This is a genomic window from Rhizobium sp. Root274 (genome assembly GCF_001429245.1).
GTDB lineage: Bacteria > Pseudomonadota > Alphaproteobacteria > Rhizobiales > Rhizobiaceae > Allorhizobium.
In genome coordinates, this window is sequence record NZ_LMJE01000009.1 from 1 (window position 1) to 22,561 (window position 22,561).

The 22,561-nt window shown below is 60.6% G+C and carries 36 protein-coding genes and 1 pseudogene; 30 read left to right on the forward strand and 7 right to left on the reverse strand.

Going from position 1 to position 22,561, the window contains the following annotated elements:
• From ASE36_RS22290 to ASE36_RS17725, 30 genes and pseudogenes are all read left to right on the forward strand, one after another.
• Positions 1-93 (forward strand): annotated as a pseudogene (locus ASE36_RS22290) (elongation factor Tu); the annotation flags it as partial.
• A gap of 372 nt (positions 94-465) precedes the next feature.
• Positions 466-774, forward strand: a complete 309-nt coding sequence (rpsJ, locus tag ASE36_RS17585) for a 30S ribosomal protein S10 (RefSeq protein ID WP_009109911.1) — start codon at positions 466-468, stop codon at positions 772-774.
• A 173-nt stretch (positions 775-947) separates the two neighbouring features.
• On the forward strand, positions 948-1,586 hold the full coding sequence (rplC, locus tag ASE36_RS17590) for a 50S ribosomal protein L3 (protein ID WP_062282874.1): 639 nt from the start codon (positions 948-950) through the stop codon (positions 1,584-1,586).
• Between the two features lie 13 nt (positions 1,587-1,599).
• Positions 1,600-2,220, forward strand: a complete 621-nt coding sequence (gene rplD / locus ASE36_RS17595; protein WP_062282877.1) for a 50S ribosomal protein L4 — start codon at positions 1,600-1,602, stop codon at positions 2,218-2,220.
• On the forward strand, positions 2,217-2,510 hold the full coding sequence (locus tag ASE36_RS17600; RefSeq protein ID WP_062282880.1) for a 50S ribosomal protein L23: 294 nt from the start codon (positions 2,217-2,219) through the stop codon (positions 2,508-2,510). Before rplD ends, ASE36_RS17600 begins: the two co-directional genes overlap by 4 nt.
• Before the next feature lie 17 nt (positions 2,511-2,527).
• Entirely contained in the window at positions 2,528-3,364 is an 837-nt protein-coding gene (gene rplB / locus ASE36_RS17605; RefSeq protein WP_062282882.1) for a 50S ribosomal protein L2, read from the forward strand.
• Positions 3,365-3,379: 15 nt separating this feature from the next.
• Entirely contained in the window at positions 3,380-3,658 is a 279-nt protein-coding gene (gene rpsS / locus ASE36_RS17610) for a 30S ribosomal protein S19 (RefSeq protein WP_062282885.1), read from the forward strand.
• A 2-nt stretch (positions 3,659-3,660) separates the two neighbouring features.
• Positions 3,661-4,050: a 50S ribosomal protein L22 gene (gene rplV, locus ASE36_RS17615; RefSeq protein WP_062282888.1), complete on the forward strand. Its 390-nt coding sequence runs from the start codon at positions 3,661-3,663 to the stop codon at positions 4,048-4,050.
• On the forward strand, positions 4,050-4,781 hold the full coding sequence (gene rpsC, locus ASE36_RS17620; protein ID WP_062282891.1) for a 30S ribosomal protein S3: 732 nt from the start codon (positions 4,050-4,052) through the stop codon (positions 4,779-4,781). Before rplV ends, rpsC begins: the two co-directional genes overlap by 1 nt.
• A 39-nt stretch (positions 4,782-4,820) precedes the next feature.
• Positions 4,821-5,234, forward strand: coding sequence for a 50S ribosomal protein L16 (rplP, locus tag ASE36_RS17625; protein WP_009109534.1), 414 nt, complete (start codon positions 4,821-4,823; stop codon positions 5,232-5,234).
• 11 nt (positions 5,235-5,245) lie between these two features.
• Positions 5,246-5,446, forward strand: coding sequence for a 50S ribosomal protein L29 (rpmC, locus tag ASE36_RS17630; protein ID WP_028735898.1), 201 nt, complete (start codon positions 5,246-5,248; stop codon positions 5,444-5,446).
• A 13-nt stretch (positions 5,447-5,459) separates the two neighbouring features.
• Complete coding sequence (gene rpsQ / locus ASE36_RS17635; RefSeq protein WP_062282893.1) at positions 5,460-5,696, forward strand: 30S ribosomal protein S17; 237 nt, start codon at positions 5,460-5,462, stop codon at positions 5,694-5,696.
• A 230-nt stretch (positions 5,697-5,926) separates the two neighbouring features.
• The gene (gene rplN, locus ASE36_RS17640; protein ID WP_003495199.1) at positions 5,927-6,295 is read left to right on the forward strand and encodes a 50S ribosomal protein L14; all 369 of its coding nucleotides are present in this window, start codon (positions 5,927-5,929) and stop codon (positions 6,293-6,295) included.
• Between the two features lie 14 nt (positions 6,296-6,309).
• Positions 6,310-6,618 (forward strand): 50S ribosomal protein L24, encoded by a 309-nt coding sequence (rplX, locus tag ASE36_RS17645; protein WP_062282896.1) that lies wholly within the window; start codon positions 6,310-6,312, stop codon positions 6,616-6,618.
• Positions 6,611-7,168: a 50S ribosomal protein L5 gene (gene rplE / locus ASE36_RS17650; protein WP_062282899.1), complete on the forward strand. Its 558-nt coding sequence runs from the start codon at positions 6,611-6,613 to the stop codon at positions 7,166-7,168. Before rplX ends, rplE begins: the two co-directional genes overlap by 8 nt.
• Positions 7,169-7,201: 33 nt before the next feature.
• Positions 7,202-7,507 (forward strand): 30S ribosomal protein S14, encoded by a 306-nt coding sequence (rpsN, locus tag ASE36_RS17655; protein WP_062282902.1) that lies wholly within the window; start codon positions 7,202-7,204, stop codon positions 7,505-7,507.
• A gap of 12 nt (positions 7,508-7,519) precedes the next feature.
• The gene (gene rpsH / locus ASE36_RS17660) at positions 7,520-7,918 is read left to right on the forward strand and encodes a 30S ribosomal protein S8 (protein ID WP_062282905.1); all 399 of its coding nucleotides are present in this window, start codon (positions 7,520-7,522) and stop codon (positions 7,916-7,918) included.
• A gap of 44 nt (positions 7,919-7,962) precedes the next feature.
• Positions 7,963-8,496 carry a 50S ribosomal protein L6 gene (gene rplF, locus ASE36_RS17665; RefSeq protein WP_062282909.1) on the forward strand — a complete coding sequence of 178 codons (534 nt, stop codon included), beginning with the start codon at positions 7,963-7,965 and terminating at the stop codon, positions 8,494-8,496.
• 12 nt (positions 8,497-8,508) lie between these two features.
• On the forward strand, positions 8,509-8,871 hold the full coding sequence (rplR, locus tag ASE36_RS17670; RefSeq protein WP_062282912.1) for a 50S ribosomal protein L18: 363 nt from the start codon (positions 8,509-8,511) through the stop codon (positions 8,869-8,871).
• Positions 8,872-9,013: 142 nt separating this feature from the next.
• Positions 9,014-9,583 (forward strand): 30S ribosomal protein S5, encoded by a 570-nt coding sequence (gene rpsE / locus ASE36_RS17675; RefSeq protein WP_062282915.1) that lies wholly within the window; start codon positions 9,014-9,016, stop codon positions 9,581-9,583.
• Between the two features lie 14 nt (positions 9,584-9,597).
• Complete coding sequence (gene rpmD, locus ASE36_RS17680) at positions 9,598-9,807, forward strand: 50S ribosomal protein L30 (RefSeq protein WP_062282918.1); 210 nt, start codon at positions 9,598-9,600, stop codon at positions 9,805-9,807.
• Between the two features lie 16 nt (positions 9,808-9,823).
• On the forward strand, positions 9,824-10,303 hold the full coding sequence (gene rplO / locus ASE36_RS17685) for a 50S ribosomal protein L15 (RefSeq protein WP_062282921.1): 480 nt from the start codon (positions 9,824-9,826) through the stop codon (positions 10,301-10,303).
• Between the two features lie 236 nt (positions 10,304-10,539).
• Positions 10,540-11,880 (forward strand): preprotein translocase subunit SecY, encoded by a 1,341-nt coding sequence (gene secY, locus ASE36_RS17690; protein ID WP_062282924.1) that lies wholly within the window; start codon positions 10,540-10,542, stop codon positions 11,878-11,880.
• Entirely contained in the window at positions 11,877-12,527 is a 651-nt protein-coding gene (locus ASE36_RS17695) for an adenylate kinase (protein WP_062282927.1), read from the forward strand. Before secY ends, ASE36_RS17695 begins: the two co-directional genes overlap by 4 nt.
• 228 nt (positions 12,528-12,755) lie before the next feature.
• Entirely contained in the window at positions 12,756-13,124 is a 369-nt protein-coding gene (gene rpsM, locus ASE36_RS17700; protein WP_062282930.1) for a 30S ribosomal protein S13, read from the forward strand.
• 129 nt (positions 13,125-13,253) lie between these two features.
• Entirely contained in the window at positions 13,254-13,643 is a 390-nt protein-coding gene (gene rpsK, locus ASE36_RS17705) for a 30S ribosomal protein S11 (protein WP_015915761.1), read from the forward strand.
• Positions 13,644-13,740: 97 nt separating this feature from the next.
• Entirely contained in the window at positions 13,741-14,751 is a 1,011-nt protein-coding gene (locus tag ASE36_RS17710; RefSeq protein WP_062282933.1) for a DNA-directed RNA polymerase subunit alpha, read from the forward strand.
• Between the two features lie 116 nt (positions 14,752-14,867).
• Complete coding sequence (gene rplQ / locus ASE36_RS17715) at positions 14,868-15,290, forward strand: 50S ribosomal protein L17 (RefSeq protein WP_062282936.1); 423 nt, start codon at positions 14,868-14,870, stop codon at positions 15,288-15,290.
• 179 nt (positions 15,291-15,469) lie between these two features.
• The gene (locus tag ASE36_RS17720; RefSeq protein WP_082511201.1) at positions 15,470-16,444 is read left to right on the forward strand and encodes an NAD(P)/FAD-dependent oxidoreductase; all 975 of its coding nucleotides are present in this window, start codon (positions 15,470-15,472) and stop codon (positions 16,442-16,444) included.
• A gap of 194 nt (positions 16,445-16,638) precedes the next feature.
• The gene (locus ASE36_RS17725; protein ID WP_062282941.1) at positions 16,639-17,217 is read left to right on the forward strand and encodes a DoxX family protein; all 579 of its coding nucleotides are present in this window, start codon (positions 16,639-16,641) and stop codon (positions 17,215-17,217) included.
• A gap of 67 nt (positions 17,218-17,284) precedes the next feature.
• Here ASE36_RS17725 and ASE36_RS17730 read toward each other — a convergent pair whose 3' ends face one another.
• The 7 genes from ASE36_RS17730 to msrP form a co-directional block, all read right to left on the reverse strand.
• Positions 17,285-18,637 carry an RNA polymerase sigma factor gene (locus ASE36_RS17730; RefSeq protein WP_244474794.1) on the reverse strand — a complete coding sequence of 451 codons (1,353 nt, stop codon included), beginning with the start codon at positions 18,635-18,637 and terminating at the stop codon, positions 17,285-17,287.
• A gap of 4 nt (positions 18,638-18,641) precedes the next feature.
• A complete protein-coding gene (locus ASE36_RS17735; protein ID WP_062282945.1) occupies positions 18,642-19,070 on the reverse strand; it encodes a VOC family protein in 429 nt (142 codons plus the stop codon).
• Positions 19,071-19,078: 8 nt separating this feature from the next.
• The gene (locus ASE36_RS17740; RefSeq protein WP_062282949.1) at positions 19,079-19,516 is read right to left on the reverse strand and encodes a YciI family protein; all 438 of its coding nucleotides are present in this window, start codon (positions 19,514-19,516) and stop codon (positions 19,079-19,081) included.
• Positions 19,517-19,641: 125 nt separating this feature from the next.
• Positions 19,642-20,361: a cytochrome c biogenesis CcdA family protein gene (locus ASE36_RS17745; protein ID WP_062282953.1), complete on the reverse strand. Its 720-nt coding sequence runs from the start codon at positions 20,359-20,361 to the stop codon at positions 19,642-19,644.
• Positions 20,362-20,365: 4 nt separating this feature from the next.
• A complete protein-coding gene (locus ASE36_RS17750; protein WP_156378707.1) occupies positions 20,366-20,773 on the reverse strand; it encodes a thioredoxin family protein in 408 nt (135 codons plus the stop codon).
• Between the two features lie 74 nt (positions 20,774-20,847).
• A complete protein-coding gene (gene msrQ, locus ASE36_RS17755) occupies positions 20,848-21,492 on the reverse strand; it encodes a protein-methionine-sulfoxide reductase heme-binding subunit MsrQ (protein WP_062282958.1) in 645 nt (214 codons plus the stop codon).
• Positions 21,492-22,457, reverse strand: coding sequence for a protein-methionine-sulfoxide reductase catalytic subunit MsrP (gene msrP, locus ASE36_RS17760; protein ID WP_062282963.1), 966 nt, complete (start codon positions 22,455-22,457; stop codon positions 21,492-21,494). The genes msrQ and msrP overlap by 1 nt, the downstream gene beginning before the upstream one ends.
• Positions 22,458-22,561 lie beyond the last annotated feature (104 nt).

The window sequence follows — 22,561 nt, forward strand, 5'->3', positions numbered from 1 at the left end:
GTTCCGATCGCGATGGAAGAAAAGCTGCGCTTCGCGATCCGCGAAGGCGGCCGCACCGTCGGCGCCGGTATCGTTGCCTCGATCATCGAGTAATCGATTGCTGGAAGCGGCCTCGGGCTCCGGTCCGAGGCCGCTTCGCATTTCTAGCTGCAACCGGCGCAAGCCAGTGATGCAGCGAAAGCAGAGCTCGTCATTTCGGTCGGTGTGACCGATTGACGAGAGGCCGTTTGCGGTGTATGTCGCCGGCCACGATCAGAATCGTCAGGTGGTTTGCACCAGGGATTCGCAGCGCTGCAAGATTTAAGGCCTGGTGACGGGTCGAGTTCGGCAGGGCTCCTTAAGAATAGAAGAGTGACAGGGGGCGTTTTGATCCCTGTGATTTTTGAAAATTTGGGGCCGGCCAGTCATGGTAATTCACTGTCTCTGCGTATGCGGGACGCAAGAAAAGAAACAAGGACAAGTCGAATGAACGGCCAGAATATCCGCATCCGCCTGAAGGCGTTTGATCACCGGGTTCTCGATGCCTCCACGCGCGAAATCGTGCAGACGGCAAAGCGCACCGGTGCCAGCGTCCGCGGCCCGGTTCCGCTCCCGACACGCATTGAAAAATTTACCGTCAACCGTTCGCCTCACGTCGACAAGAAGAGCCGCGAACAGTTTGAAATGCGCACGCATAAGCGCCTGCTCGATATCGTTGATCCGACCCCCCAGACCGTGGACGCGCTGATGAAGCTCGACCTGGCTGCCGGCGTTGACGTCGAGATCAAGCTCTAAGAAGGAATTCCGGCGAGAGCCGAAATAACAAGGAAGGTACGTGGCAAGACCTGCCAACGACTTCTCGAAACGGGAAACCCGAAGGTTCGGAAGGGCCGGAGTGGAATCCTTAAACAAAGAGGAAAGGTCAGGATCGCGAGATCCCGTCCGCGACTCTCAAGAGGAATGAACCAATGCGTTCAGGTGTGATTGCACAGAAAGTGGGTATGACCCGCGTCTATAACGACGCTGGCGAACATGTCCCGGTTACAGTTCTGCGTCTGGATAACGTACAGGTCGTCGCTCAGCGCACGGCCGACAAGAACGGCTACGTTGCGCTTCAGCTCGGTGCCGGTACGTCGAAGGTCAAGAACACGACGAAGGGCCTTCGTGGTCACTTCGCAGCAGCAAGCGTTGAGCCCAAGGCCAAGCTTGTTGAATTCCGCGTATCTGAAGATAATCTCATCGACGTCGGCGCCCAGCTGACGGCAAGCCATTTTGCGGCTGGCCAGCTCGTTGACGTGACGGGTACCACCATCGGTAAGGGTTTTGCCGGTGCTATGAAGCGCCACAACTTCGGTGGTCTGCGCGCGACCCACGGTGTTTCCGTCTCGCACCGTTCGCACGGTTCGACCGGTTCCAACCAGGATCCGGGCCGCGTTTGGAAGGGCAAGCGCATGGCTGGTCACATGGGCCAGACCCGCGTCACCACCCAGAACCTCGAAGTCGTTTCGACTGATGAAGATCGCGGTCTCATCCTGGTAAAGGGCGCAGTGCCCGGTTCCAAGGGTTCCTGGATCATCGTCCGCGACGCCGTCAAGTCGTCGAAGTAAGGGAGCCAAGCACATGGAATTGAACGTCAAGACCCTCTCGGGCACGGACGCCGGCAAGGTTTCTCTGTCTGACGAAATCTTCGGCCTTGAGCCTCGTGAAGACATCATTGCCCGCATGGTTCGTTACCAGCTGGCCAAGAAGCGCCAGGGCACGCACAAGAGCAAGACCCGCGCTGAAGTCTCGCGCACCGGTGCGAAGATGTACAAGCAGAAGGGCACCGGTCGTGCTCGTCACCATTCGGCTCGCGCCCCGCAGTTCCGCGGCGGTGGTAAGGCTCATGGCCCGGTTGTTCGCAGCCACGCCCATGACCTGCCGAAGAAGGTTCGTGCACTTGCTCTGCGTCACGCCCTGTCGGCAAAGCTGAAGTCGGAAGACCTGATCATCGTTGATAATCTGGTTGCTGCCGAAGCCAAGACCAAGACCCTGGTCGGCACCTTCGCCTCGCTCGGCCTCACCAATGCTCTCGTGATCGGCGGCGCCGAAATCGACAGCAACTTCAAGCTCGCTGCCGCAAACATCCCGAACATCGATGTTCTGCCGGTTCAGGGCATCAACGTTTATGACATTCTGCGTCGCGGCAAGCTGGTGCTTTCCAAGGCTGCGGTTGAAGCTCTGGAGGAGCGGTTCAAATGACTGATCTTCGCCACTACGACGTGATCGTATCTCCGTCGATCACGGAAAAGTCGACCATGGTGTCCGAGAACAACCAGGTCGTCTTCAACGTCGCCAAGGGCGCCAGCAAGCCGGAAATCAAGGCTGCTGTCGAAGCTCTCTTCGGCGTCAAGGTCACCGCCGTCAATACGCTGCTCCGCAAGGGCAAGACAAAGCGTTTCCGCGGCTTCATCGGCAAGCAGAAGGACGTCAAGAAGGCGATCGTTACGCTCGCTGAAGGTCAGTCCATCGACGTGTCGACGGGCGTCTGAGGTAGGGAACAAGAACAATGGCATTGAAAAGCTATAATCCGACGACCCCGAGCCAGCGTCAGCTGGTCATCGTCGACCGCTCGGGCCTCTGGAAGGGCAAGCCGGTCAAGGCGCTGACGGAAGGTCTGTCCAAGAGCGGTGGTCGTAACAACCTCGGCCGCATCACGGCTCGCTTCATCGGTGGTGGTCACAAGCGTACCTACCGTCTCGTTGACTTCAAGCGTCGCAAGTTCGACGTCGAAGGCACCGTAGAACGTCTGGAATACGACCCGAACCGCACCGCCTTCATCGCCCTCATCACCTATGCTGATGGCGAACAGGCCTACATCCTGGCTCCGCAGCGTCTCGCTGTCGGCGACAAGGTGGGCGCTTCTGAGAAGGCTGTCGACGTAAAGCCCGGCAACGCGATGCCGCTGCAGTACATCCCGGTCGGCTCCATCATCCACAACGTGGAAATGAAGCCGGGCAAGGGTGGTCAGATCGCTCGCTCTGCAGGCACCTATGTTCAGCTGGTCGGCCGCGATGCCGGCATGGCAATCCTTCGCCTGAACTCCGGCGAACAGCGTTTGGTCCCGGGCTCCTGCCTGGCCACCGTCGGCGCCGTTTCCAACCCGGACCACGGCAACATCAATGATGGCAAGGCGGGTCGTACCCGCTGGCGCGGCAAGACCCCGCATAACCGCGGTGTCGTCATGAACCCGGTCGACCACCCCCACGGTGGTGGTGAAGGCCGCACGTCGGGTGGTCGTCACCCGGTCTCCCCGTGGGGTAAGCCCACCAAGGGTAAGCGGACTCGTTCGAACAAGTCGACCGACAAGTTCATCATGCGCTCGCGCCACCTGAAGAAGAAGTAAGAGAGGTAGTCAGAAATGGCTCGTTCAGTATGGAAAGGCCCGTTCGTTGACGGCTATCTTCTCAAGAAGGCTGAGAAGGTTCGTGAAGGCGGTCGTAGCGAAGTGATCAAGATGTGGAGCCGTCGCTCCACCATCCTGCCGCAGTTCGTCGGTCTCACTTTCGGCGTCTACAACGGCTCGAAGCATGTGCCCGTCTCTGTCAATGAAGACATGGTCGGCCACAAGTTTGGTGAATTCGCTCCGACCCGGACCTATTACGGTCACGGTGCGGACAAGAAGGCGAAGAGGAAGTAACGATGGGCAAGGCAAAAGCCGAACGCCGGCTGAAGGACAACGAGGCGCAAGCCATTGCGCGCACGATCCGCGTCAGCCCCCAGAAGCTCAACCTGGTTGCCGCGCTCATCCGCGGCAAGAAGGTCGAGCGCGCTCTCGCTGATCTCGAATTCTCCCGCAAGCGCATTGCCGGCACGGTCAAGAAGACCCTGGAATCGGCAATCGCAAACGCTGAGAACAACCATGACCTCGACGTCGATCAGCTGATCGTCGCCGAAGCCTATGTTGGCAAGTCGATCACCATGAAGCGTTTCCACGCTCGTGGCCGCGGCCGCGCATCGCGCATCGAAAAGCCGTTCTCGCACCTGACGATCGTCGTGCGCGAAGTCGAAGCCAAAGGGGAGGCCGCATAATGGGTCAGAAAATCAATCCGACAGGTTTTCGCCTGGGCATCAACCGCACTTGGGATAGCCGCTGGTTTGCGGACAATGCCGAGTACAGCAAGCTGCTGCACGAAGACCTGAAGATCCGCGCCTACCTGATGGAAGAGCTCAAGCAGGCCGGCATCGCCAAGGTCGTCATCGAGCGTCCGCACAAGAAGTGCCGCGTCACGATCCACTCGGCTCGTCCGGGTCTGATCATCGGCAAGAAGGGTGCAGACATCGAGAAGCTTCGCAAGAAGATCTCGACGATGACCAACTCGGAAACGCACCTCAACATCGTTGAAGTGCGCAAGCCGGAAATCGACGCAACACTCGTTGCTCAGTCGATCACCCAGCAGCTCGAGCGTCGTATCGCTTTCCGTCGCGCCATGAAGCGCGCCGTACAGTCGGCCATGCGTCTCGGTGCCGAAGGCATCAAGATCACCTGCGCCGGCCGTCTCGGTGGTGCCGAAATCGCACGTACCGAATGGTACCGCGAAGGTCGCGTTCCGCTTCACACGCTGCGCGCCGACATCGACTACGGCACGTCTGAAGCTGAAACCGCTTACGGCATCTGCGGCGTCAAGGTCTGGATCTTCAAGGGCGAAATCCTTGAGCATGATCCGATGGCGTCTGAGCGTCGTGCACTCGAGGGCGATGCCCAGGGTCCGGCAAGCCGTGAACGCGGTGATCGTGGCGACCGTCGCCGCGAGAACGCTTGATTGAACGCTGGCGAAAGATAAGCTCGGAGAAGTAAGAAAATGTTGCAGCCAAAGCGTACAAAGTACCGCAAGCAGTTCAAGGGGCGCATCAAGGGCGTCGCCAAGGGCGGTTTTGATCTGGCATTCGGCGAATTCGGCCTGAAGTCTCTCGAACCCAACCGCGTGAATGCTCGCGAAATCGAAGCAGCCCGTCGCGCCATCACCCGCTACATGAAGCGTGCGGGCCGTGTATGGATCCGCGTATTCCCTGACGTTCCGGTCACGGCAAAGCCGACCGAAGTTCGTATGGGTAAGGGTAAGGGTTCGGTCGAATACTGGGCTTGCAAGGTCAAGCCCGGCCGAATGATGTTCGAGATCGACGGTGTGTCCGAGGAGATCGCTCGCGAAGCGCTCCGTCTCGGTTCGGCCAAGCTCTCGGTCAAGACGCGCTTCGTACAGCGCATTGCAGAGTGAGGATTGAGCCCATGAAAGCCGCAGACGTCCGCGCCATGAGCGCCGATCAGCTGAATGATGAGCTTGCGAAGCTGAAGAAGGAGCAGTTCAACCTGCGTTTCCAGAAGGCCACCGGCCAGCTGGAAAAGTCTTCCCGCATCCAGGAAGTTCGTCGTGACATCGCACGCGTAAAAACCATTGCCCGCCAGAAGGCGGCAGAAGCCAAGGCCTAAGGACCAGAAGAATATGCCGAAACGCATTCTGCAGGGCGTAGTTGTCAGCGACAAGAACGACAAGACTGTCGTTGTTCGCGTTGAGCGTCGATTCGCACATCCCTTGCTTCAGAAGACCGTCCGCCGGTCGAAGAAGTACAAGGCCCATGACGAAAACAACCAGTACAAGACCGGTGACGTCGTTTCCATCGAGGAATGCGCACCGATCTCCAAGGACAAGTGCTGGACGGTTATCTCCGCCCAGGCTTAATTTGACGAGTTTCTGCGCGGGGGCTTGCACCTTGCGCAGAATCTTGTATGAAGCAGGCCACTGGCTGGGAACGCCCCGTTACGGGCGTTCCTTTTGCTTTGAGCGCACGGAAGGTCCCGTATGGGAAACCACCCTGTATTTATCTTCCCGCGCACTCTCGAAATTTATCATAAGCCGGAATAGGGGGCGTATGCCCAACCGTTCGGGTTACAACAAGAAGGCGACCTGACATGATTCAGATGCAGACTAACCTCGACGTCGCGGATAATTCCGGCGCACGTCGTGTCATGTGCATCAAGGTGCTGGGCGGCTCCAAGCGCAAGTACGCTTCGGTCGGCGACATTATCGTCGTCTCGATCAAGGAAGCGATCCCGCGCGGCCGCGTCAAGAAGGGCGATGTGATGAAGGCGGTTGTCGTTCGCACCGCCAAGGACATCCGTCGCGCTGACGGCAGCGTCATCAGATTCGATAACAACGCTGCTGTTCTTATCGACAACAAGAAAGAGCCGATCGGCACCCGTATCTTCGGACCGGTTCCGCGCGAACTTCGCGCCAAGAACCACATGAAGATCATCTCGCTGGCTCCAGAAGTACTGTAAGGGAGCGGGAAGCGATGAACAAGATCCGCAAGGGCGACAACGTCGTCGTACTCTCCGGCAAGGACAAGGGCCGCACTGGCGAAGTCCTCCAGGTCATGCCGAAGGAAGATCGCGCACTCGTGCGTGGTATCAACATGGTGAAGCGCCATCAGCGTCAGTCTCAGACGCAGGAAGCCGGCATCATCAACAAGGAAGCATCCATTCACCTGTCCAACATTGCCATCGTCGGCAAGGATGGCAAGCCGACCCGCGTTGGCTTCCAGGTCGTAGACGGCAAGAAGGTGCGTGTGGCCAAGCGTTCGGGAGATGTCATCGATGGCTGAGGCAAAGTATGAGCCGCGGCTCAAGACCGAGTATGTAACGCGCATCCGTGCAGCGCTGCAGGAACAGTTCTCGTTCTCGAACGAGATGCAGATCCCGAAGCTCGACAAGATCGTCATCAACATGGGCGTGGGTGAGGCGACTGCCGATTCCAAGAAGCCTTCTGTTGCTGCTGCCGACCTCGCAGCGATCGCCGGCCAGAAGCCGGTCATCACGAAGGCGCGCAACTCGATCGCCGGCTTCAAGGTCCGTGAAAACATGCCGATCGGCGCAAAGGTTACCCTGCGCGGCGCACGGATGTACGAATTCCTGGACCGTCTGATCAACATCGCGCTTCCGCGCGTTCGCGACTTCCGGGGCCTGAACCCGAAAAGCTTTGACGGCCGTGGCAACTTCGCCATGGGCATCAAGGAGCACATTGTGTTCCCTGAGATCAACTACGACAAGGTTGATCAGATGTGGGGCATGGACATCATCGTTTGCACGACGGCAAACACGGACGACGAAGCTCGGGCTCTTCTGAAAGAGTTCAACTTCCCGTTCCGCACGTAACCGTAACGACGAGCGTAGAAGAGGAACTTCCATATGGCGAAGACAAGCGCAGTTGAAAAGAACAAGCGCCGCCGCAAGTTGGTCGGTCAGCACGCCGCTAAGCGGGCCGCGCTGAAGGCGATCATTATGAACCAGTCGCTCTCGATTGAAGAACGGTTCAAGGCAACCTTGAAGCTGGCAGATCTGCCGCGCGATGGTTCCAAGACCCGTGTCCGCAACCGTTGCGAAGTGACCGGCCGTCCGCGTGCGTTCTATCGCAAGCTCGGCATGTCCCGTATCGCACTCCGCGACCTCGGCAATTCCGGCAAGGTGCCGGGTATTGTCAAGTCGAGCTGGTAAGGAGACGCGCAAATGACGATGACTGATCCGTTGGGCGATATGCTCACCCGCATCCGCAATGGCGCCGCACGCCGCAAGAGCTCGGTTAACACTCCGGCCTCGAACCTGCGCGCCCGCGTTCTCGACGTTCTGCAGGCCGAAGGTTACATCCGCGGCTACAGCCAGGTCGATTACGGCAATGGCAAGTCCGAGCTCACGATCGAGCTGAAGTACTACGAAGGTGCTTCGGTCATTCGCGAAATCGGCCGTGTCTCCAAGCCGGGCCGCCGAGTTTATGTCTCGGTTAAGTCCATCCCGCAGGTCGCGAACGGCCTCGGCATCACCATCCTTTCGACTCCGAAGGGTGTGATGGCCGATCACCAGGCTCGCGAACAGAACGTTGGTGGTGAGGTTCTCTGCTCTGTCTTCTAAGACAGCGCAGAGGAACTCCATAGCGAACAGACAGGATAAAAACTATGTCTCGTATCGGTAAAAAGCCCGTTCCGGTTCCGGCTGGCGTGACCGCCACTGTCGAAGGCCAGAAGGTCTCCGTCAAGGGCCCGAAGGGTGAACTCGTATTCGTCGCTAATGACGAAATCTCTGTGAAGCTCGAAGACAACGCTGTTGTCGTCCTGCCGATCAACGACTCCAAGGATGCTCGTTCCAAGTGGGGCATGTCCCGCACCATGGTCGAAAACATCCTGAAGGGTGTCAAGGACGGTTACGAGCGCAAGCTCGAAATCAACGGCGTTGGTTACCGCGCGTCGCTGCAGGGCAAGAACCTGCAGCTGGCCCTCGGTTTCAGCCATGACGTCGTCTATGAGCCGCCCGTTGGCATCACCATTGCTGTTCCGAAGCCGACCGAAATCATCGTGTCCGGCATCAACAAGCAGCAGGTCGGTCAGGTCGCCGCCGAGATCCGCGAATACCGCGGTCCGGAGCCCTACAAGGGCAAGGGCGTCAAGTATGCCGAAGAGCGGATCGTCCGCAAAGAAGGCAAGAAGAAGTAAGGATCGCGCGAAATGGCAAGCAGAAAAGAAGCACTTGTTCGCCGTGCGAACCGCGTACGGCGTCAGATCAAGGCGGTGGCCAATGGCCGTCCGCGTCTGTCGGTACATCGCTCTTCGAAGAACATCTACGCTCAGATCATCGACGACGTCGCTGGCAAGACCCTTGCGGCTGCCTCGACGCTCGATGGTGGCCTGAAGGCCGAGCTCAAGACCGGCGCCGACACCGCAGCAGCAGCTGCCGTCGGCAAGCTGGTTGCCGAGCGCGCAACCAAGGCTGGCGTCAAGGAAGTTGTCTTCGATCGTGGCGCCTACATCTACCACGGCCGCATCAAGGCCCTGGCAGAAGCCGCCCGCGAAGGTGGTCTCTCCTTCTAATCGAGTTTCCGCCCGGGCTTGCGTCCGGGCGGATTTCCGGCTTTAACGCCGGTCACACCGGATTCCACCTTGACCCGAGAGGGCAGGGTGGAACTTTGCGTAATCTGCCGATTGCACCCGGAAAAGAAAAAGGAAAAGGACAATGGCACAAGAGAAGCGTGGTTCGCGCGATGATCGCCAGAACCGTGAAGAGCGCGATAGCGAATTTGTCGACAAGCTGGTCGCCATCAATCGCGTCGCTAAGGTAGTTAAGGGCGGCCGTCGCTTCGGCTTCGCAGCCCTCGTCGTCGTCGGCGACCAGAAGGGTCGCGTTGGCTTCGGTCATGGCAAGGCACGTGAAGTGCCGGAAGCCATCCGCAAGGCAACCGAAGCCGCCAAGCGCGAACTGATCTTCGTTCCGCTGCGTGACGGTCGTACCCTGCACCACGACGTCAACGGTCGTCATGGCGCCGGCAAGGTTCTCCTTCGCGCCGCCAAGGCCGGTACCGGTATCATCGCTGGTGGTCCGATGCGCGCCGTGTTCGAAACGCTCGGCATGCACGACGTCGTCGCCAAGTCGACCGGTTCGTCGAACCCTTACAACATGGTTCGCGCCACGTTCGACGCCCTGAAGTCTCAGGTTCATCCGAAGGACATCGCTGCTCAGCGTGGCCTGAAGTATGCTACCCTCCAGGCTCGCCGCGCTGCCTCTGGCAACGCTGCTGAAGAATAAGAGGAGTCTGATCCATGGCCAAGGCTACGAAGAAGACTGAAGCAAAGACGATCACGATCGAGCAGATCGGTTCGCCCATTCGCCGTCCGGCAGTCCAGCGCGCAACGCTGGTCGGTCTGGGCCTCAACAAGATGCACCGGGTCCGCACCCTGGAAGATACGCCTTCCGTTCGTGGCATGATCCGTGCTGTCCAGCATCTCGTTCGCGTCGTCGACGAGAAGTGAGACGGGGGAAGTCATCATGAAACTGAATAAAATCAAAGACAACGAAGGCTCGTCGAAGGACCGTATCCGCGTAGGTCGCGGTATTGGTTCCGGCAAGGGCAAGACCGGTGGTCGCGGTGTGAAGGGTCAGAAGGCTCGTTCCGGCGTTGCAATCAACGGCTTCGAAGGCGGCCAGATGCCGATCTATCGTCGCCTGCCGAAGCGCGGCTTCAACAACATCTTCGCATCTGAATACGTCACCGTATCGCTCGGCCGTATCCAGACCGCGATCGATGCTGGCAAGCTCGACGCCAAGTCGACGATCGACGCAGCAGCTCTCAAGGCTGCCGGTGTGATCCGTCGTCCGAAGGACGGCGTTCGCATCCTGTCGGGTGGTGAACTCAAGGCCAAGATCTCGGTCGAAGTCGCCGGCGCCTCTAAGGCTGCCGTCGAGAAGATCGAAAAGGCCGGCGGTTCGGCCAAGCTGCTCGCAGCTGCCGCAGAAGCCGCTGAATAAGTGACGAACCGATCGCCCGGGGTGCTTCACACCGGGCGATTTTGCTCCCATATGTGAGCCTCACGATCCCAGGACGGAATGGACGTCGTTTCGTCTTCCGGGTCATCTGGAAAACAAGGGTGTGAGGCATGCGGTTGCTCGCCAACTTCTCCCCGCGCCCTGTTTTCTGAAAAACAGTTTGAACGAACAGCCTACGGTCGCGGAAGTCGCGCCGGTCAAGGTTTGCGGAGAATTTCATGGCTTCTGCAGCGGAACAACTGGCCTCGAACCTCAACTTCTCGACTTTCGCCAAGGCGGAAGATCTGAAGAAGCGCCTGTGGTTCACCCTGGCCGCATTGCTGGTCTATCGCCTCGGCACGCATATTCCGCTGCCTGGCCTCAATCCCGAAGCCTATGCGGCGGCCTTCCAGGGCCAGTCCGGCGGCATCCTCGGCCTCTTCAACATGTTTGCCGGCGGCGCTGTCCAGCGCATGGCGATTTTCGCCCTCGGCATCATGCCTTACATCTCCGCTTCGATCATCGTGCAGCTGATGACCTCGGTCGTCCCCGCGCTTGAGAACCTCAAGAAAGAGGGCGAGCAGGGCCGCAAGATCATCAACCAGTATACCCGCTACGGCACCGTTCTGCTCGGCGCGCTGCAGGCCTACGGCATCGCCGTCGGTCTGGAGTCTGGCCAGGGCATCGTTGTCGACCCGGGCATCTTCTTCAAGATTTCTACTGTTCTCACGCTGCTCGGCGGCACCATGTTCTTGATGTGGCTCGGTGAGCAGATCACCTCGCGCGGCATCGGCAATGGTATTTCGCTGATCATCTTCGCCGGCATCGCAGCAGGTCTTCCGACCGCGATCGCCCACACGCTCGAACTCGGCCGCACCGGCGCCATCTCGACCCTGCTGATTCTCGCCGTCATCGTCGTCGCCATCGGCGTCATCGGCCTGATCGTCTTCGTCGAGCGTGCGCAGCGCCGCCTTCTGATCCAGTATCCGAAGCGCCAGGTCGGCAACCGCATGTTCCAGGGCGATACCTCGCACCTGCCGCTGAAGCTCAATACCTCGGGCGTTATCCCGGCAATCTTCGCATCCTCGCTGCTGCTGCTGCCCGCGACTGCCGCAGGCTTTGCCGGTGGCGCACAGATGCCCGCCTGGGCCACCACGATCATCGCCTCGCTCAGCCATGGGCAGCCGGTCTACATGCTGATGTATGCCGCCCTGATCGCCTTCTTCGCCTTCTTCTACACGGCCATCGTCTTCAATCCGAAGGACACGGCCGACAACCTGAAAAAGCATGGCGGCTTCATCCCCGGCATCCGCCCCGGTGACCGCACCGCCGAATACATCGATTACGTCCTGACCCGCATCACGGTCATCGGCGCGATCTATCTCGTCTTCGTCTGCATTCTTCCCGAACTCCTCATCGCACGCACCGGCATCCCATTAGCCCTTGGTGGTACGTCGCTTTTGATTGTTGTCAGCGTCACCCTTGATACTGTAGCACAGATCCAGGGACATCTGATCGCCCAGCAATATGAAGGCCTGATCAAGAAGTCGAAGCTGCGTGGAGGAAAGAGGGGACGATGAGACTGATTCTGTTAGGACCGCCGGGCGCGGGCAAGGGGACCCAGGCCCAGCGGATCGTGGAGAAGCACGGCATCCCGCAGCTCTCCACCGGTGACATGCTTCGTGCCGCGGTTTCCGCCGGCACGGAGGTCGGCAAGCGCGCCAAGGCGGTCATGGACGCCGGCAAGCTGGTGTCCGACGATATCGTCATCGCCATCGTGTCCGAACGCATCGATGCGCCTGATTGCGCCAACGGCTTCATCCTCGACGGCTTCCCGCGCACGCTGGTTCAGGCCGATGCGACCGAGGCCATGCTGTCGGGCAAGAACCTCGACCTGTCGGCCGTGATCGAGATCCGGGTCGATGACGAGGTCCTCGCCGATCGAATCGCTGGTCGTTACACCTGCGCTAACTGCGGCGCCGGCTATCACGACGAAAACCTGAAGCCGAAGGTGGAAGGGGTCTGCGACAAGTGCGGCTCGACGCATTTCAAGCGCCGTCCCGACGATAACAGGGAGACGGTCCGGACCCGCCTCCAGGCCTACTACAAGGAAACCTCGCCGCTGATCGGCTATTACCACGCCAAGGGTAAGCTGCATTCGGTCGACGGCATGGGCGAGATTGATGCCGTCACGGCCGAGATCGAAGCCATTCTCGCCCGGGTCTGACCCGGGCGGTTCCAAGAATCTTCGTGGCATCGGTTGCTTTTGTCGACCGATTCCGCTAAAGACCGCGCCAACTCGCGACATGACTGCGATCGGCGCGTTCTTCCTGAGACGGAAGACCGGGTTCGATCGTTTTGACGTGTTGAGAACCCGATTTGTAATTGCGGCTCATTCGGGCCGTGTAACGAGACACCACTTGCCGGATGGCAACTGGAAGCAAGGAGAATAGGCGTGGCACGTATCGCTGGCGTCAACATCCCGACTGCGAAGCGCGTTGTTATTGCGCTGACCTATATTCACGGGATCGGACCGAAGTTTGCACAGGAAATCATGGAAAAGGTCGGCCTGCCCGCTGAAAAGCGCGTACACCAGCTGACCGACGCCGAAGTTCTGGCTATCCGCGAAACCATCGACCGCGACTACCAGGTCGAAGGCGATCTTCGTCGCGACACCGCGATGAACATCAAGCGTCTGATGGACCTCGGCTGCTACCGTGGCCTGCGTCATCGCCGCGGCCTGCCGGTCCGTGGTCAGCGCACGCACACCAACGCCCGCACCCGCAAGGGTCCGGCGAAGGCGATCGCTGGTAAGAAGAAGTAATTTTTCGAGACAGTCGGAAAAGGGCGGTGGGCGTCAGGGTAACCTGGTGCCCACCGCCTTCATCCTATTGCCTCGATTGGTGTAGCCGCTGGCATTACGGCGGTGTTTAGATCAACTGAAAGGAAGACCATGGCCAAGGAAGCCACACGCGTCCGCCGTCGCGAACGCAAAAACATCTCGTCGGGCGTTGCTCACGTCAACTCGACCTTCAACAACACGATGATCACCATCACCGACGCACAGGGCAACGCAATTGCCTGGTCGTCTGCTGGTGCCAAGGGCTTCAAGGGTTCGCGTAAGTCGACCCCGTTCGCTGCCCAGATCGCCGCTGAAGACTGCGCCAAGAAGGCCCAGGAACACGGCATGAAGTCGCTGGAAGTGGAAGTCTGCGGCCCCGGTTCGGGTCGTGAATCCGCTCTGCGCGCCCTCCAGGCTGCCGGCTTCATGATCACGTCCATCCGCGACGTGACCCCGATCCCGCACAATGGCTGCCGTCCGCGCAAGAAGCGTCGCGTCTAATCATTCTTCGTCTTGCCGGGCAGGCGGTTTGCCTTCCCGGTGCTTCTCATATTCGGCCGTCACGATTGAATGGTGATGGCGAACGGAAGGTAAAATCATGATTCAGAAGAATTGGCAGGAACTGATCAAGCCGAACAAGGTGGAATTTTCCTCCTCCGGCCGCACCAAGGCGACCCTCGTCGCCGAGCCGCTTGAGCGTGGCTTCGGCCTGACGCTCGGAAACGCTCTGCGTCGCGTTCTCCTGTCGTCGCTTCGGGGCGCAGCGGTTACCGCTGTCCAGATCGACGGCGTTCTGCACGAGTTCTCGTCTATCCCGGGCGTTCGCGAAGATGTCACTGACATCGTCCTGAACATCAAGGAAATCGCCATCAAGATGGACGGCGACGATGCCAAGCGCATGGTTGTCCGCAAGCAGGGTCCGGGCGTTGTTACCGCCGGTGACATCCAAACTGTTGGCGACATTGAGATCCTGAACCCCAACCATGTCATCTGCACCCTCGACGAAGGTGCCGAGATCCGCATGGAGTTCACGGTCAACAACGGCAAGGGCTATGTCCCGGCTGAGCGTAACCGCGCGGAAGATGCTCCTATCGGCCTGATCCCGGTCGACAGCCTCTACTCGCCGGTCAAGAAGGTGTCCTACAAGGTGGAAAACACCCGCGAAGGACAGGTTCTCGACTACGACAAGCTGCTGATGACCATCGAAACCGATGGCTCGGTCACCGGTGAAGATGCAGTTGCTTTCGCAGCCCGCATTCTCCAGGACCAGCTCGGCGTCTTCGTCAACTTCGACGAGCCGCAGAAGGAAGTCGAAGAAGAGTCGGTCACCGAACTCGCCTTCAACCCGGCTCTGCTCAAGAAGGTCGACGAACTCGAATTGTCTGTCCGCTCGGCAAACTGCCTGAAGAACGACAACATCGTGTACATCGGCGATCTGATCCAGAAGACCGAAGCCGAAATGCTGCGCACGCCGAACTTTGGTCGCAAGTCGCTGAACGAAATCAAGGAAGTTCTCGCTTCCATGGGCCTGCACCTCGGTATGGAAGTACCGGCATGGCCGCCCGAGAACATCGAAGATCTCGCGAAGCGTTACGAAGATCAGTATTAATAACAGTGAAGGCAGCCTCTAAGCCTGCCTTTCCCCGTCAAACTGCGGGCGCATGCCCGTATGTGTCAGGAAACGGCAGCCTCTGAGACAGAGCCTGCACTTAAAGGAGAATAGCCATGCGCCACCAGAAAGCCGGCCGCAAGCTGAACCGTACCGCCAGCCACCGTAAGGCGATGTTCGCCAACATGGCGGCTTCGCTCATCCTGCATGAGCAGATCGTCACCACCCTGCCGAAGGCGAAGGAAATTCGCCCGATCGTCGAAAAGCTCGTCACCCTCGGCAAGCGCGGCGACCTGCATGCTCGCCGCCAGGCGATCTCGCAGATCCGCGACGTGTCCGTTGTTGCCAAGCTGTTCGACGCCATCGCGACGCGCTATGCCACCCGCAACGGCGGCTACCTGCGCATCATGAAGGCCGGTTTCCGCCAGGGCGACAACGCCGCCATGGCCGTCATCGAGTTCGTTGAACGCGACGTCGACGCCAAGGGCGCAGCCGACAAGGCCCGCGTCGCCGCTGAAGCCGAAGCTGAAGCTGCATAAGTTCCCTCCCGTAAGGGAAGGATTTGAAAAGCCGGGTGAGCAATCACCCGGCTTTTTGCGTTGTTTGTCCGCGTTTCTTGATCCGGCCGCAAGACTGCGAGCCGCTGGCCAGTCGTTCCGCCGGAAATGGAACAACCAGCCTCTCCTAATGTTTGCCAAACGGCGATACAGGAGACTTCATGACGGCCACAGCCAACAGAGACAGTTACGATTGCATCATCATCGGCGGTGGTCCGGCCGGCCTTGTGGCGGCAACCTACCTCGCTCGTTTCCGGCGGAGCGTACTCGTTGTCGATGCCGGGGAGAGCAGGGCGCTCTGGATCCCGCGCACGCACAATTGCCCCGGCTTTCCCGATGGCATCAGCGGCTTGGAACTGCTTGATCGTCTGCGGGCGCAGGCCCAGCATTACGAGGTGCCACTGCACAACGCCCGGGTCGAACACATCGAAGGTAGCGAGGCTTCAGGCTTCGCGGTCATCCTCAATGACCGAGGTTTGACCGCGCGCCACATTCTGCTCGCAACCGGCGTGGTCGACCACATCCCGCGCATGCCGAATGTGGAAGAAGCCATTGCCCGTGGCATCATCCGTCTCTGTCCGGTCTGCGATGGCTACGAGGTCATCGGCCGCCGTGTGGGCGTGCTCGGGTCTGGAAGCCACGCCTTGCGAGAAGCAAATTTCCTCAAGGCCTTTACCGATGACGTCACCATCATCGCAGACGATCCCGCAAGGCTGCGGGAGGAGGGAAAGGGGAACGGCGAGGCTGGTGCATTCCCAGTCCTGTCAGGTGTCGCAAGTATGCGGCTGTCCGATGCTGGCTTCGAGGTAACGACCGAGCAGGGGGAGCGCGAAGTATTCGACAGCGTCTATCCGGCCCTCGGCTGCTCGATCCGCTCGCAGCTGGGTGAAAGTCTCGGCATCGCTCTCGACGATCTCGGCCACATCACGGTGGACGGGCATCAGGAAACCTCGAGAAGAGGCATCTATGCAGCCGGCGATGTCGTCCACTCGCTCAACCAACTGGCCGTCGCCTTCGGCCAGGCCGCCACTGCCGCAACCGCAATCCACAATCGGCTGAGAGAGGGCGGTGCGGCAACCGGTCGTAGCATACCCGGGCTCTCCGACCGGATAGCAGCGAGCCCTTCAGGAGGTTGAGCCTGACATGAAGGGGAGAGGCCGTGCGGTCCACCAAGATCCATTTGCGCCCCTCCGACCACTCAGCGGCAGACACACAAAAAGTTGCGCGACCTCGCAAAGACGGCCACCTCCCGGTTGATCCACGTCAAGTCCATTTTCCCTGTCAGCGCTAACCTCAATCCATCGATATATCGATTTAAGCGAGGTTCCCAATGGTTGACGCATCCATTTTCAGCAACGACAGAGACAAGCTCATCATCCCGCCGCTATCCGGCTTTTATGACCGCATCGCCCAGCCCATGGCTTGGAGCATTTTCCGCCTTGCCGTCGGCGGCATGCTGGTCATCGAAGGCTGGCCAAAAATCTTGGCGCCCTTCGCCCAGGTCGGCTTCATCGAAAAGCTCGGCTTCTATCCCGGCTGGCTCTGGTCGCCGACCTTGGCCGTCCTGCAGGTCTTGGGCGGCCTCCTGATCGCGCTCGGTCTCTTCACGAGGCCAGCAGCGCTCGCCAACGGTATCATGCTGGCGATCACCCTCTATTTCCACATGAGCCACCCCTATGGCGATGCATTCCTCACCCCGGCCGGCATCGATGCGCTGAAGGCCGGCAGCGAATTCTTCACGCCGGAAGCGCTGACACGGCTTGTCGATGGCGGCCACACCTTCCTGCATCAGGTCCAGTCCAAGGCTGAACTCGCCTCGCTCTTCTGGACCGGCGGCGCCTTTCTCTTCGCAGCCTTCGGCGGCGGTTATCTCTCGCTCGATCGGCTGCTGTTCAGGAAGCAGTTCTGATCTTCGGACCATAGAACGGATGTGCACCCGGCCTTCACCGCCGGGTGTTTCCATTTTCCATGGGGCTCTATTTGCAAGCCTGAACCCGCCCGAGCAGAAACGCCCGCTCCGCGTCATTGCCGCTAAGCAGGGCCGCCTGCTCGAACGCACTCCGCGCCTCCGCCATCCGTCCCAGCCGAAACAGGAAATCTCCTTTCGCCGCGTGATAGGGCGGATAGTCCGCCAGCTGCGGCGCGTCCGCAATCTCCTCCAGCAGACGTAACCCCATCTCCGGCCCGAACGCCATGGCATGGGCAACTGCCCGGTTGAGCGCGACAACGGGCGAGGGCGTCAGCGCCAGAAGCCGGTCATAAAGCGAAGCGCTGAGGGCCCAGTCGGTGTCCGCAAACGTCGTGGCCCGTGCATGCACCGCCGCCAGCGCCGCCTGCAGCGCATAGACGCCATCCTCACTCTTGAGCCGCCTCACGACCGCCAGCCCCGCCAGCCCGCGCTGGATCAGCAGCCGGTCCCAAAGCCCCCGGTTCTGCGTTTCCAGCGTCAGCGCCCGCCCGTCGGCCGCCACCCGTGCCTTGAAGCGGGAGGCCTGCAGCTCCATCAATGCCAACAGCCCATGTGCCTCTGCTTCTTCCGGCGCGAGCCCGACCAGAATGCGCCCCAGCCGCATCGCCTCCTGGCAAAGCTGCGGCCGGATCAGATCCTCGCCCCGACTTGCCGCATATCCCTCGTTGAAGATGAGATAGATCACCTCCAGCACCGAACCGAGGCGCGCCGCGCGGTCCTCCCCAAGCGGCACCTCGAACGCGACGTCGGCATCGCGCAGGATCTTCTTGGCCCTGACGATCCGCTGCGCCACCGTGGTGTCTTGGGTCAAGAAAGCCCGCGCGATCTCCTCGGTCGTTAAACCGGCGATGATCTTCAATGTTAGCGCCGTGCGCTGGTCGCGCGAGAGCAGGGGATGGCAGGCGGTAAAAATCAGCGACAGCCTCTCGTCCCCGATCGCGTCGTCGAGCCGCGCCTCGATCGCCGCATGGGCATCGCGGCGATCGGTCTCGATATCATGCGTGAGCGCCGCCTCGTGCCGCGCCATCATCCGCCGCCGCCGCCAGAGGTCGACAGCCCGACGTTTCGCCGTTGTCATCAGCCAGCCGCCGGGATTGGGCGGCGTTCCCGTCCGGGGCCAGACGCCAAGGGCTGCGAGCAGCGCTTCCTGCGCCAGATCCTCCGCCAGGCTGATGTCGCCGACATGCCGCGCGAGCCCGGCAATCAGCCGGACCCGCTCCAGGCGAAAGATCGTCTCGATATCCCGCGCCGCAACCTGCAGGCTCTCGCCGTTTGCGGCGGAAGCGCCGGCCTGCCTTTGTCCATCCCGTGTCATGGTCGAAAGTATGGACAGGTTGCCAACCGGGTCAACGACGGACATTGTCTCAGGCGTCGACAGTCGAGCTGTCGCCCGGCACGGCGGCCGGATCCATCCAGAAGATCTCCCAGACATGCCCATCCGGATCCTCCACCGACCGGCTGAACATCGAGCCGTGATCCTGTGCCGGGTTCGGATCGGCCCGTCCACCGCTGGCGGTGGCCGCCTCCAGCACCCGATCCACCTCCGCCCGCTCGCCAACGGTCAGTGCCAGCAGCACCTGGCTCGTCGCCCTGGCATCGGCGATCGGTCGCCGGGTGAAGTTGCCGTAATAGGCATGGGTGAGGATCATCACGCCGATCGTATCCGTCAGCATCATGCAGGCCGCATTCTCGTTGGAAAAATGCGGATTGCGCGTCGCGCCCAGCGCCTCATAGAAGCGCGTCGAAGCCTCGAGATCGGTCACCGGCAGGTTGATGAAGATCATCTTGCTCATGAGCCGCCTCAATCCTTGCTGTTCTGTCGTGCGGCCAGGCCTTCTGCAGCCCGGGCATGGCTCGCATGCCCCTCCGGCGAAACCACTTCGGCAAAGTCCTCCATCTCGTAAAAGCTGCGGATCTCGATTTCGCTCGGCCCTGGCATCGGGTTCGGGCAGCGCTTCACCCAGGCCACCGCCTCGTCCATGTCTTTGACTTCCCAGATCCAATAGCCAGCGACCAGTTCGCGAGTTTCGGCAAACGGCCCGTCGATCACCCGCCGGCTGTCGCCATCGAAGGCGATCCGCTTGCCGAGCTTCGACGGCTTCAAGCCATCGCCCGACAGCATTACACCGGCCGCCACCAGCTCTTCGTTGAATTTGCCCATGGCTTCGAGAAGCTCGGCGGACGGCAGCACGCCCTCTTCGCTGTCCTCGGTCGCCTTCACCATCACCATCACGCGCATGTCGTATCTCCTCTCGTTCAAGGGCCGCACCGGCGATCCCTGCCTCCCTAACGAACGAGTAAAGCGCAATTCGACACGCGTTGGTGAAAAAAATTTGTCTTGCGCTTGCGTGATTTGGCGGCCGCTCAATACCGCGTCGTCAGATCCGTCAACCAGACCGGCGAGAGCTCGACGAGCACCGTCTCCACCCGCTTGTCGAGCCCGCTCACCACCAGCAGCCCCGTCACGAGCAGCAGCACCCCGAACAACGCCTTGCCACGCTGCCCGATCGTCAATAGCTGACCCCGCATCCGCTGGATCGCCGCCTTCGACAGGCTCCCGATCAGGATCAGCGGTAGCGCTGCTCCGATCCCGAAGGCGAGCATGGCAATCACCACCTGGCCCAGGTTCTCGCCCCGCGCCGCCAAGAGCGAGGCGGCGCCGAGTGTCGGCCCGACGCAAGGGCTCCACACTGCCCCAAGCAGCAGGCCAACGAGAAACTGACCTTTCAGCCCGCTGTCATTGAATCCGCCCAGGCGTTGCCCTGACCAGTTGGCGACGGGGCCTGCCGCCAGCGCAAATCGCGCTTGTGCTGCGGGAACGAGCAGCAGCAGTCCAAGTCCGATCAAAAGCATTCCGCCGAAGGTACGGAAAATCGTAAAGTCGAGCCCGATCGAAAAGCCGATCAGCGCCACGAACAGCCCGATTGTCACGAAAGACAGGCATAAGCCGGTCGCAAGAGCCAGCGGCCCGTAGCGATGCCGTTCGACAGCAGAGGCAAGCACAATCGGCACCAGCGGCAGCGTGCAGGGATTGAGCAGCGACAGCACGCCCGCGAGCAAGGCTAAGACCCCGCTGCTCAGCATCGTCTCACCGCTTGAGCGTAGAGGCAAACAGCGCCTCGACGGATTGCGGATTGGTATCGCCCACGGTCCGCTGCGTCTCGTTTGCCCCGTCAAAGGCAATCAGCGTCGAGCGGCTCTGGGCGCCCAGGCTGCGCATCTCGTCCTTCTGCGTGTCGACATCGACCTGCAGCACCAGCACATCGGAAAATTCCGGCTTCTTCGCCAGTTCCGCCATGATCCGCTGCTGCGCCTGACAGGTGCTGCACCAGCTCGCGGTCACGTCCACCACAACGGGCTTGCCCGCCGATTTTGCCGCTTCAAAGGCTGATGCCTCGAAGGGCCTGACCTCGATCGCCTGCGCCATCCCGGCTGCCAAGGTCATGCAGGCGGCAAGGGTCGCCGCTGCCAGTCTCTTCCCATAGGTCATGCGCATGAAAACCACTCCCTTGGTTGTCGTGATACGTCTTATCTTTGGGCAGGACGCTCTCCCGCCCCAACCTCAAACACTCAGCGCGCTGGCGCCATGCCGCGCTTAGCCCGCCGCCGCTCCATGATGCGTGGCCGCACCAGCCGGTAACCGAGCAGCACGATCGCCACCACGATGTAGAAGGCCGGCTCCGCCGAAATCACCTTCAACGACAGCGCATAATGCAGCACCGCCACGATCAGCACCGGATAAACCAGCTTGTGCAGCTTGTTCCATCGCGGCCCCAACCGCCGGATCGAGGCTCTGTTCGACGTGACAGCGAGCGGGATCAGCATCAAAAGCCCGGCCATGCCCAGCATGATATAGGGCCGCTTCAGGATGTCGCCGGCAATCGACGAGAAGATCAGCCCCCGATCAAGCGTCAGATAGACGGTGAAATGCGCCAGCACATAGTAGAAGGCGAGAAGTCCGAGTGCACGCCTGTAGCTAATTAGGTTCATGCCGAAGAGATCGCGCAACGGCGTGACAGCAAGCCCCAGACAGAGAAACCTGAGCGCCCAGAGCCCGAGGAGATGCTCGAAGGCGCGGACAGGATCGGCCCCAAGCCCGCCGAAAATGCCGAGGTAGAAGGCATAGAGCCCGGGCGTCAGTCCGACCGCATAAAGCGCCCAGATCGAGGCCGGCTTGTAGCGGGCGGGCAGGGCAGGGAATGCGAGCGTGGCCATCAGTAGAACTTCGTCAGATCCATGCCGGCATAAAGCCCGGCGACCTCGTCGGCATAACCGTTGAACGGCAGCGTATCGATGCGCGCCCCGCCGAATAGCCCGTCGGCCTCGCCGATCCGCCGCTCCGTCGCCTGGCTCCAGCGCGGATGGTCGACGGCCGGATTGACATTGGCATAGAAGCCGTATTCCGACGCCTGCAACTGGTTCCAGGTCGATGGCGGCTCCTTGTCGGTCAGTGTAATCTTGACGATCGACTTGATGCCCTTGAAGCCATATTTCCAGGGAACGACGAGCCGGATCGGCGCGCCGTTCTGGTTCGGCAGCGTCTCCCCGTAAAGCCCGGTCGCCAGGATCGCCAGCGGATGACGCGCTTCGTCGAGCCTGAGGCCCTCAACATAGGGCCAGTTCAGCGACTGGAAGATGCCGGCCTGTCCCTGCATTTCCTCCGGCCGCACAAGCGTTTCGAAGGCGACATATTTCGCCGAGCCCAGCGGTTCGACCCGATCGAGCAGCGCGGAGATCGGGAAGCCGATCCAGGGGATCACCATCGACCACGCCTCGACGCAGCGCATGCGGTACACGCGCTCCTCCATCGGAAACTCTTTCAGGATCGTCTCGATGTCGATGACCTGGGGCTTTGCCACCATGCCACCCACTTCGATCGTCCACGGGCGGGTGTTGAGCGAGCCGGCATTCTTGGCCGGATCTTCCTTGCCCGTGCCGAACTCGTAGAAATTGTTGTAGCTCGTCACATCCTCCTTCGAGGTCAGCTTGTCGTCCACCTTATAGGCGCTGGGCTTGGCGGTGAGCGGCACGGTCAGCTGGGCGGCGCCCGCCATCGAGGGCAGTGCCGCGGCCGCCGCAAGCCCTCCGGCGGCGGCTCCGATGAACTCGCGGCGGCGCAGATAAAGCGACTTCGGCGTGATGGCGCTTTCGGCGATGGGGGTAGGGCGGTAGCGGGACATGGTCGACCTCGTAAAGCTCCGGAATGCCTTCCATATGACATAGGAGACGGACCGCAGGAAAACAGAGTTTCACTGCCGGGAAAAGAAGTCGTGCAGGAACAATT

Bases quoted from the DNA above. Each gene is read 5' to 3' on its own strand.
- rpsC (WP_062282891.1), top strand. From the start codon at position 4,050: ATGGGTCAGAAAATCAATCCGACAGGTTTTCGCCTGGGCATCAACCGC.
- ASE36_RS17745 (WP_062282953.1), bottom strand. From the start codon at position 20,361: ATGCTGAGCAGCGGGGTCTTAGCCTTGCTCGCGGGCGTGCTGTCGCTG.
- rpmD (WP_062282918.1), top strand. From the start codon at position 9,598: ATGGCCAAGGCTACGAAGAAGACTGAAGCAAAGACGATCACGATCGAG.
- rpsQ (WP_062282893.1), top strand. From the start codon at position 5,460: ATGCCGAAACGCATTCTGCAGGGCGTAGTTGTCAGCGACAAGAACGAC.
- rpsK (WP_015915761.1), top strand. From the start codon at position 13,254: ATGGCCAAGGAAGCCACACGCGTCCGCCGTCGCGAACGCAAAAACATC.
- rpsJ (WP_009109911.1), top strand. From the start codon at position 466: ATGAACGGCCAGAATATCCGCATCCGCCTGAAGGCGTTTGATCACCGG.
- rplV (WP_062282888.1), top strand. From the start codon at position 3,661: ATGGGCAAGGCAAAAGCCGAACGCCGGCTGAAGGACAACGAGGCGCAA.
- ASE36_RS17740 (WP_062282949.1), bottom strand. From the start codon at position 19,516: ATGCGCGTGATGGTGATGGTGAAGGCGACCGAGGACAGCGAAGAGGGC.
- rpsN (WP_062282902.1), top strand. From the start codon at position 7,202: ATGGCGAAGACAAGCGCAGTTGAAAAGAACAAGCGCCGCCGCAAGTTG.
- rpmC (WP_028735898.1), top strand. From the start codon at position 5,246: ATGAAAGCCGCAGACGTCCGCGCCATGAGCGCCGATCAGCTGAATGAT.
- rplE (WP_062282899.1), top strand. From the start codon at position 6,611: ATGGCTGAGGCAAAGTATGAGCCGCGGCTCAAGACCGAGTATGTAACG.
- ASE36_RS17600 (WP_062282880.1), top strand. From the start codon at position 2,217: ATGACTGATCTTCGCCACTACGACGTGATCGTATCTCCGTCGATCACG.
- rplC (WP_062282874.1), top strand. From the start codon at position 948: ATGCGTTCAGGTGTGATTGCACAGAAAGTGGGTATGACCCGCGTCTAT.
- rpsH (WP_062282905.1), top strand. From the start codon at position 7,520: ATGACGATGACTGATCCGTTGGGCGATATGCTCACCCGCATCCGCAAT.
- rplP (WP_009109534.1), top strand. From the start codon at position 4,821: ATGTTGCAGCCAAAGCGTACAAAGTACCGCAAGCAGTTCAAGGGGCGC.
- ASE36_RS17750 (WP_156378707.1), bottom strand. From the start codon at position 20,773: ATGCGCATGACCTATGGGAAGAGACTGGCAGCGGCGACCCTTGCCGCC.
- ASE36_RS17710 (WP_062282933.1), top strand. From the start codon at position 13,741: ATGATTCAGAAGAATTGGCAGGAACTGATCAAGCCGAACAAGGTGGAA.
- rpsE (WP_062282915.1), top strand. From the start codon at position 9,014: ATGGCACAAGAGAAGCGTGGTTCGCGCGATGATCGCCAGAACCGTGAA.
- rplO (WP_062282921.1), top strand. From the start codon at position 9,824: ATGAAACTGAATAAAATCAAAGACAACGAAGGCTCGTCGAAGGACCGT.
- ASE36_RS17730 (WP_244474794.1), bottom strand. From the start codon at position 18,637: ATGTCCGTCGTTGACCCGGTTGGCAACCTGTCCATACTTTCGACCATG.
- rplD (WP_062282877.1), top strand. From the start codon at position 1,600: ATGGAATTGAACGTCAAGACCCTCTCGGGCACGGACGCCGGCAAGGTT.
- rplN (WP_003495199.1), top strand. From the start codon at position 5,927: ATGATTCAGATGCAGACTAACCTCGACGTCGCGGATAATTCCGGCGCA.
- ASE36_RS17735 (WP_062282945.1), bottom strand. From the start codon at position 19,070: ATGAGCAAGATGATCTTCATCAACCTGCCGGTGACCGATCTCGAGGCT.
- ASE36_RS17720 (WP_082511201.1), top strand. From the start codon at position 15,470: ATGACGGCCACAGCCAACAGAGACAGTTACGATTGCATCATCATCGGC.
- msrP (WP_062282963.1), bottom strand. From the start codon at position 22,457: ATGTCCCGCTACCGCCCTACCCCCATCGCCGAAAGCGCCATCACGCCG.
- rplR (WP_062282912.1), top strand. From the start codon at position 8,509: ATGGCAAGCAGAAAAGAAGCACTTGTTCGCCGTGCGAACCGCGTACGG.
- msrQ (WP_062282958.1), bottom strand. From the start codon at position 21,492: ATGGCCACGCTCGCATTCCCTGCCCTGCCCGCCCGCTACAAGCCGGCC.
- rplQ (WP_062282936.1), top strand. From the start codon at position 14,868: ATGCGCCACCAGAAAGCCGGCCGCAAGCTGAACCGTACCGCCAGCCAC.
- secY (WP_062282924.1), top strand. From the start codon at position 10,540: ATGGCTTCTGCAGCGGAACAACTGGCCTCGAACCTCAACTTCTCGACT.
- rplX (WP_062282896.1), top strand. From the start codon at position 6,310: ATGAACAAGATCCGCAAGGGCGACAACGTCGTCGTACTCTCCGGCAAG.
- rplF (WP_062282909.1), top strand. From the start codon at position 7,963: ATGTCTCGTATCGGTAAAAAGCCCGTTCCGGTTCCGGCTGGCGTGACC.
- ASE36_RS17695 (WP_062282927.1), top strand. From the start codon at position 11,877: ATGAGACTGATTCTGTTAGGACCGCCGGGCGCGGGCAAGGGGACCCAG.
- ASE36_RS17725 (WP_062282941.1), top strand. From the start codon at position 16,639: ATGGTTGACGCATCCATTTTCAGCAACGACAGAGACAAGCTCATCATC.
- rplB (WP_062282882.1), top strand. From the start codon at position 2,528: ATGGCATTGAAAAGCTATAATCCGACGACCCCGAGCCAGCGTCAGCTG.
- rpsS (WP_062282885.1), top strand. From the start codon at position 3,380: ATGGCTCGTTCAGTATGGAAAGGCCCGTTCGTTGACGGCTATCTTCTC.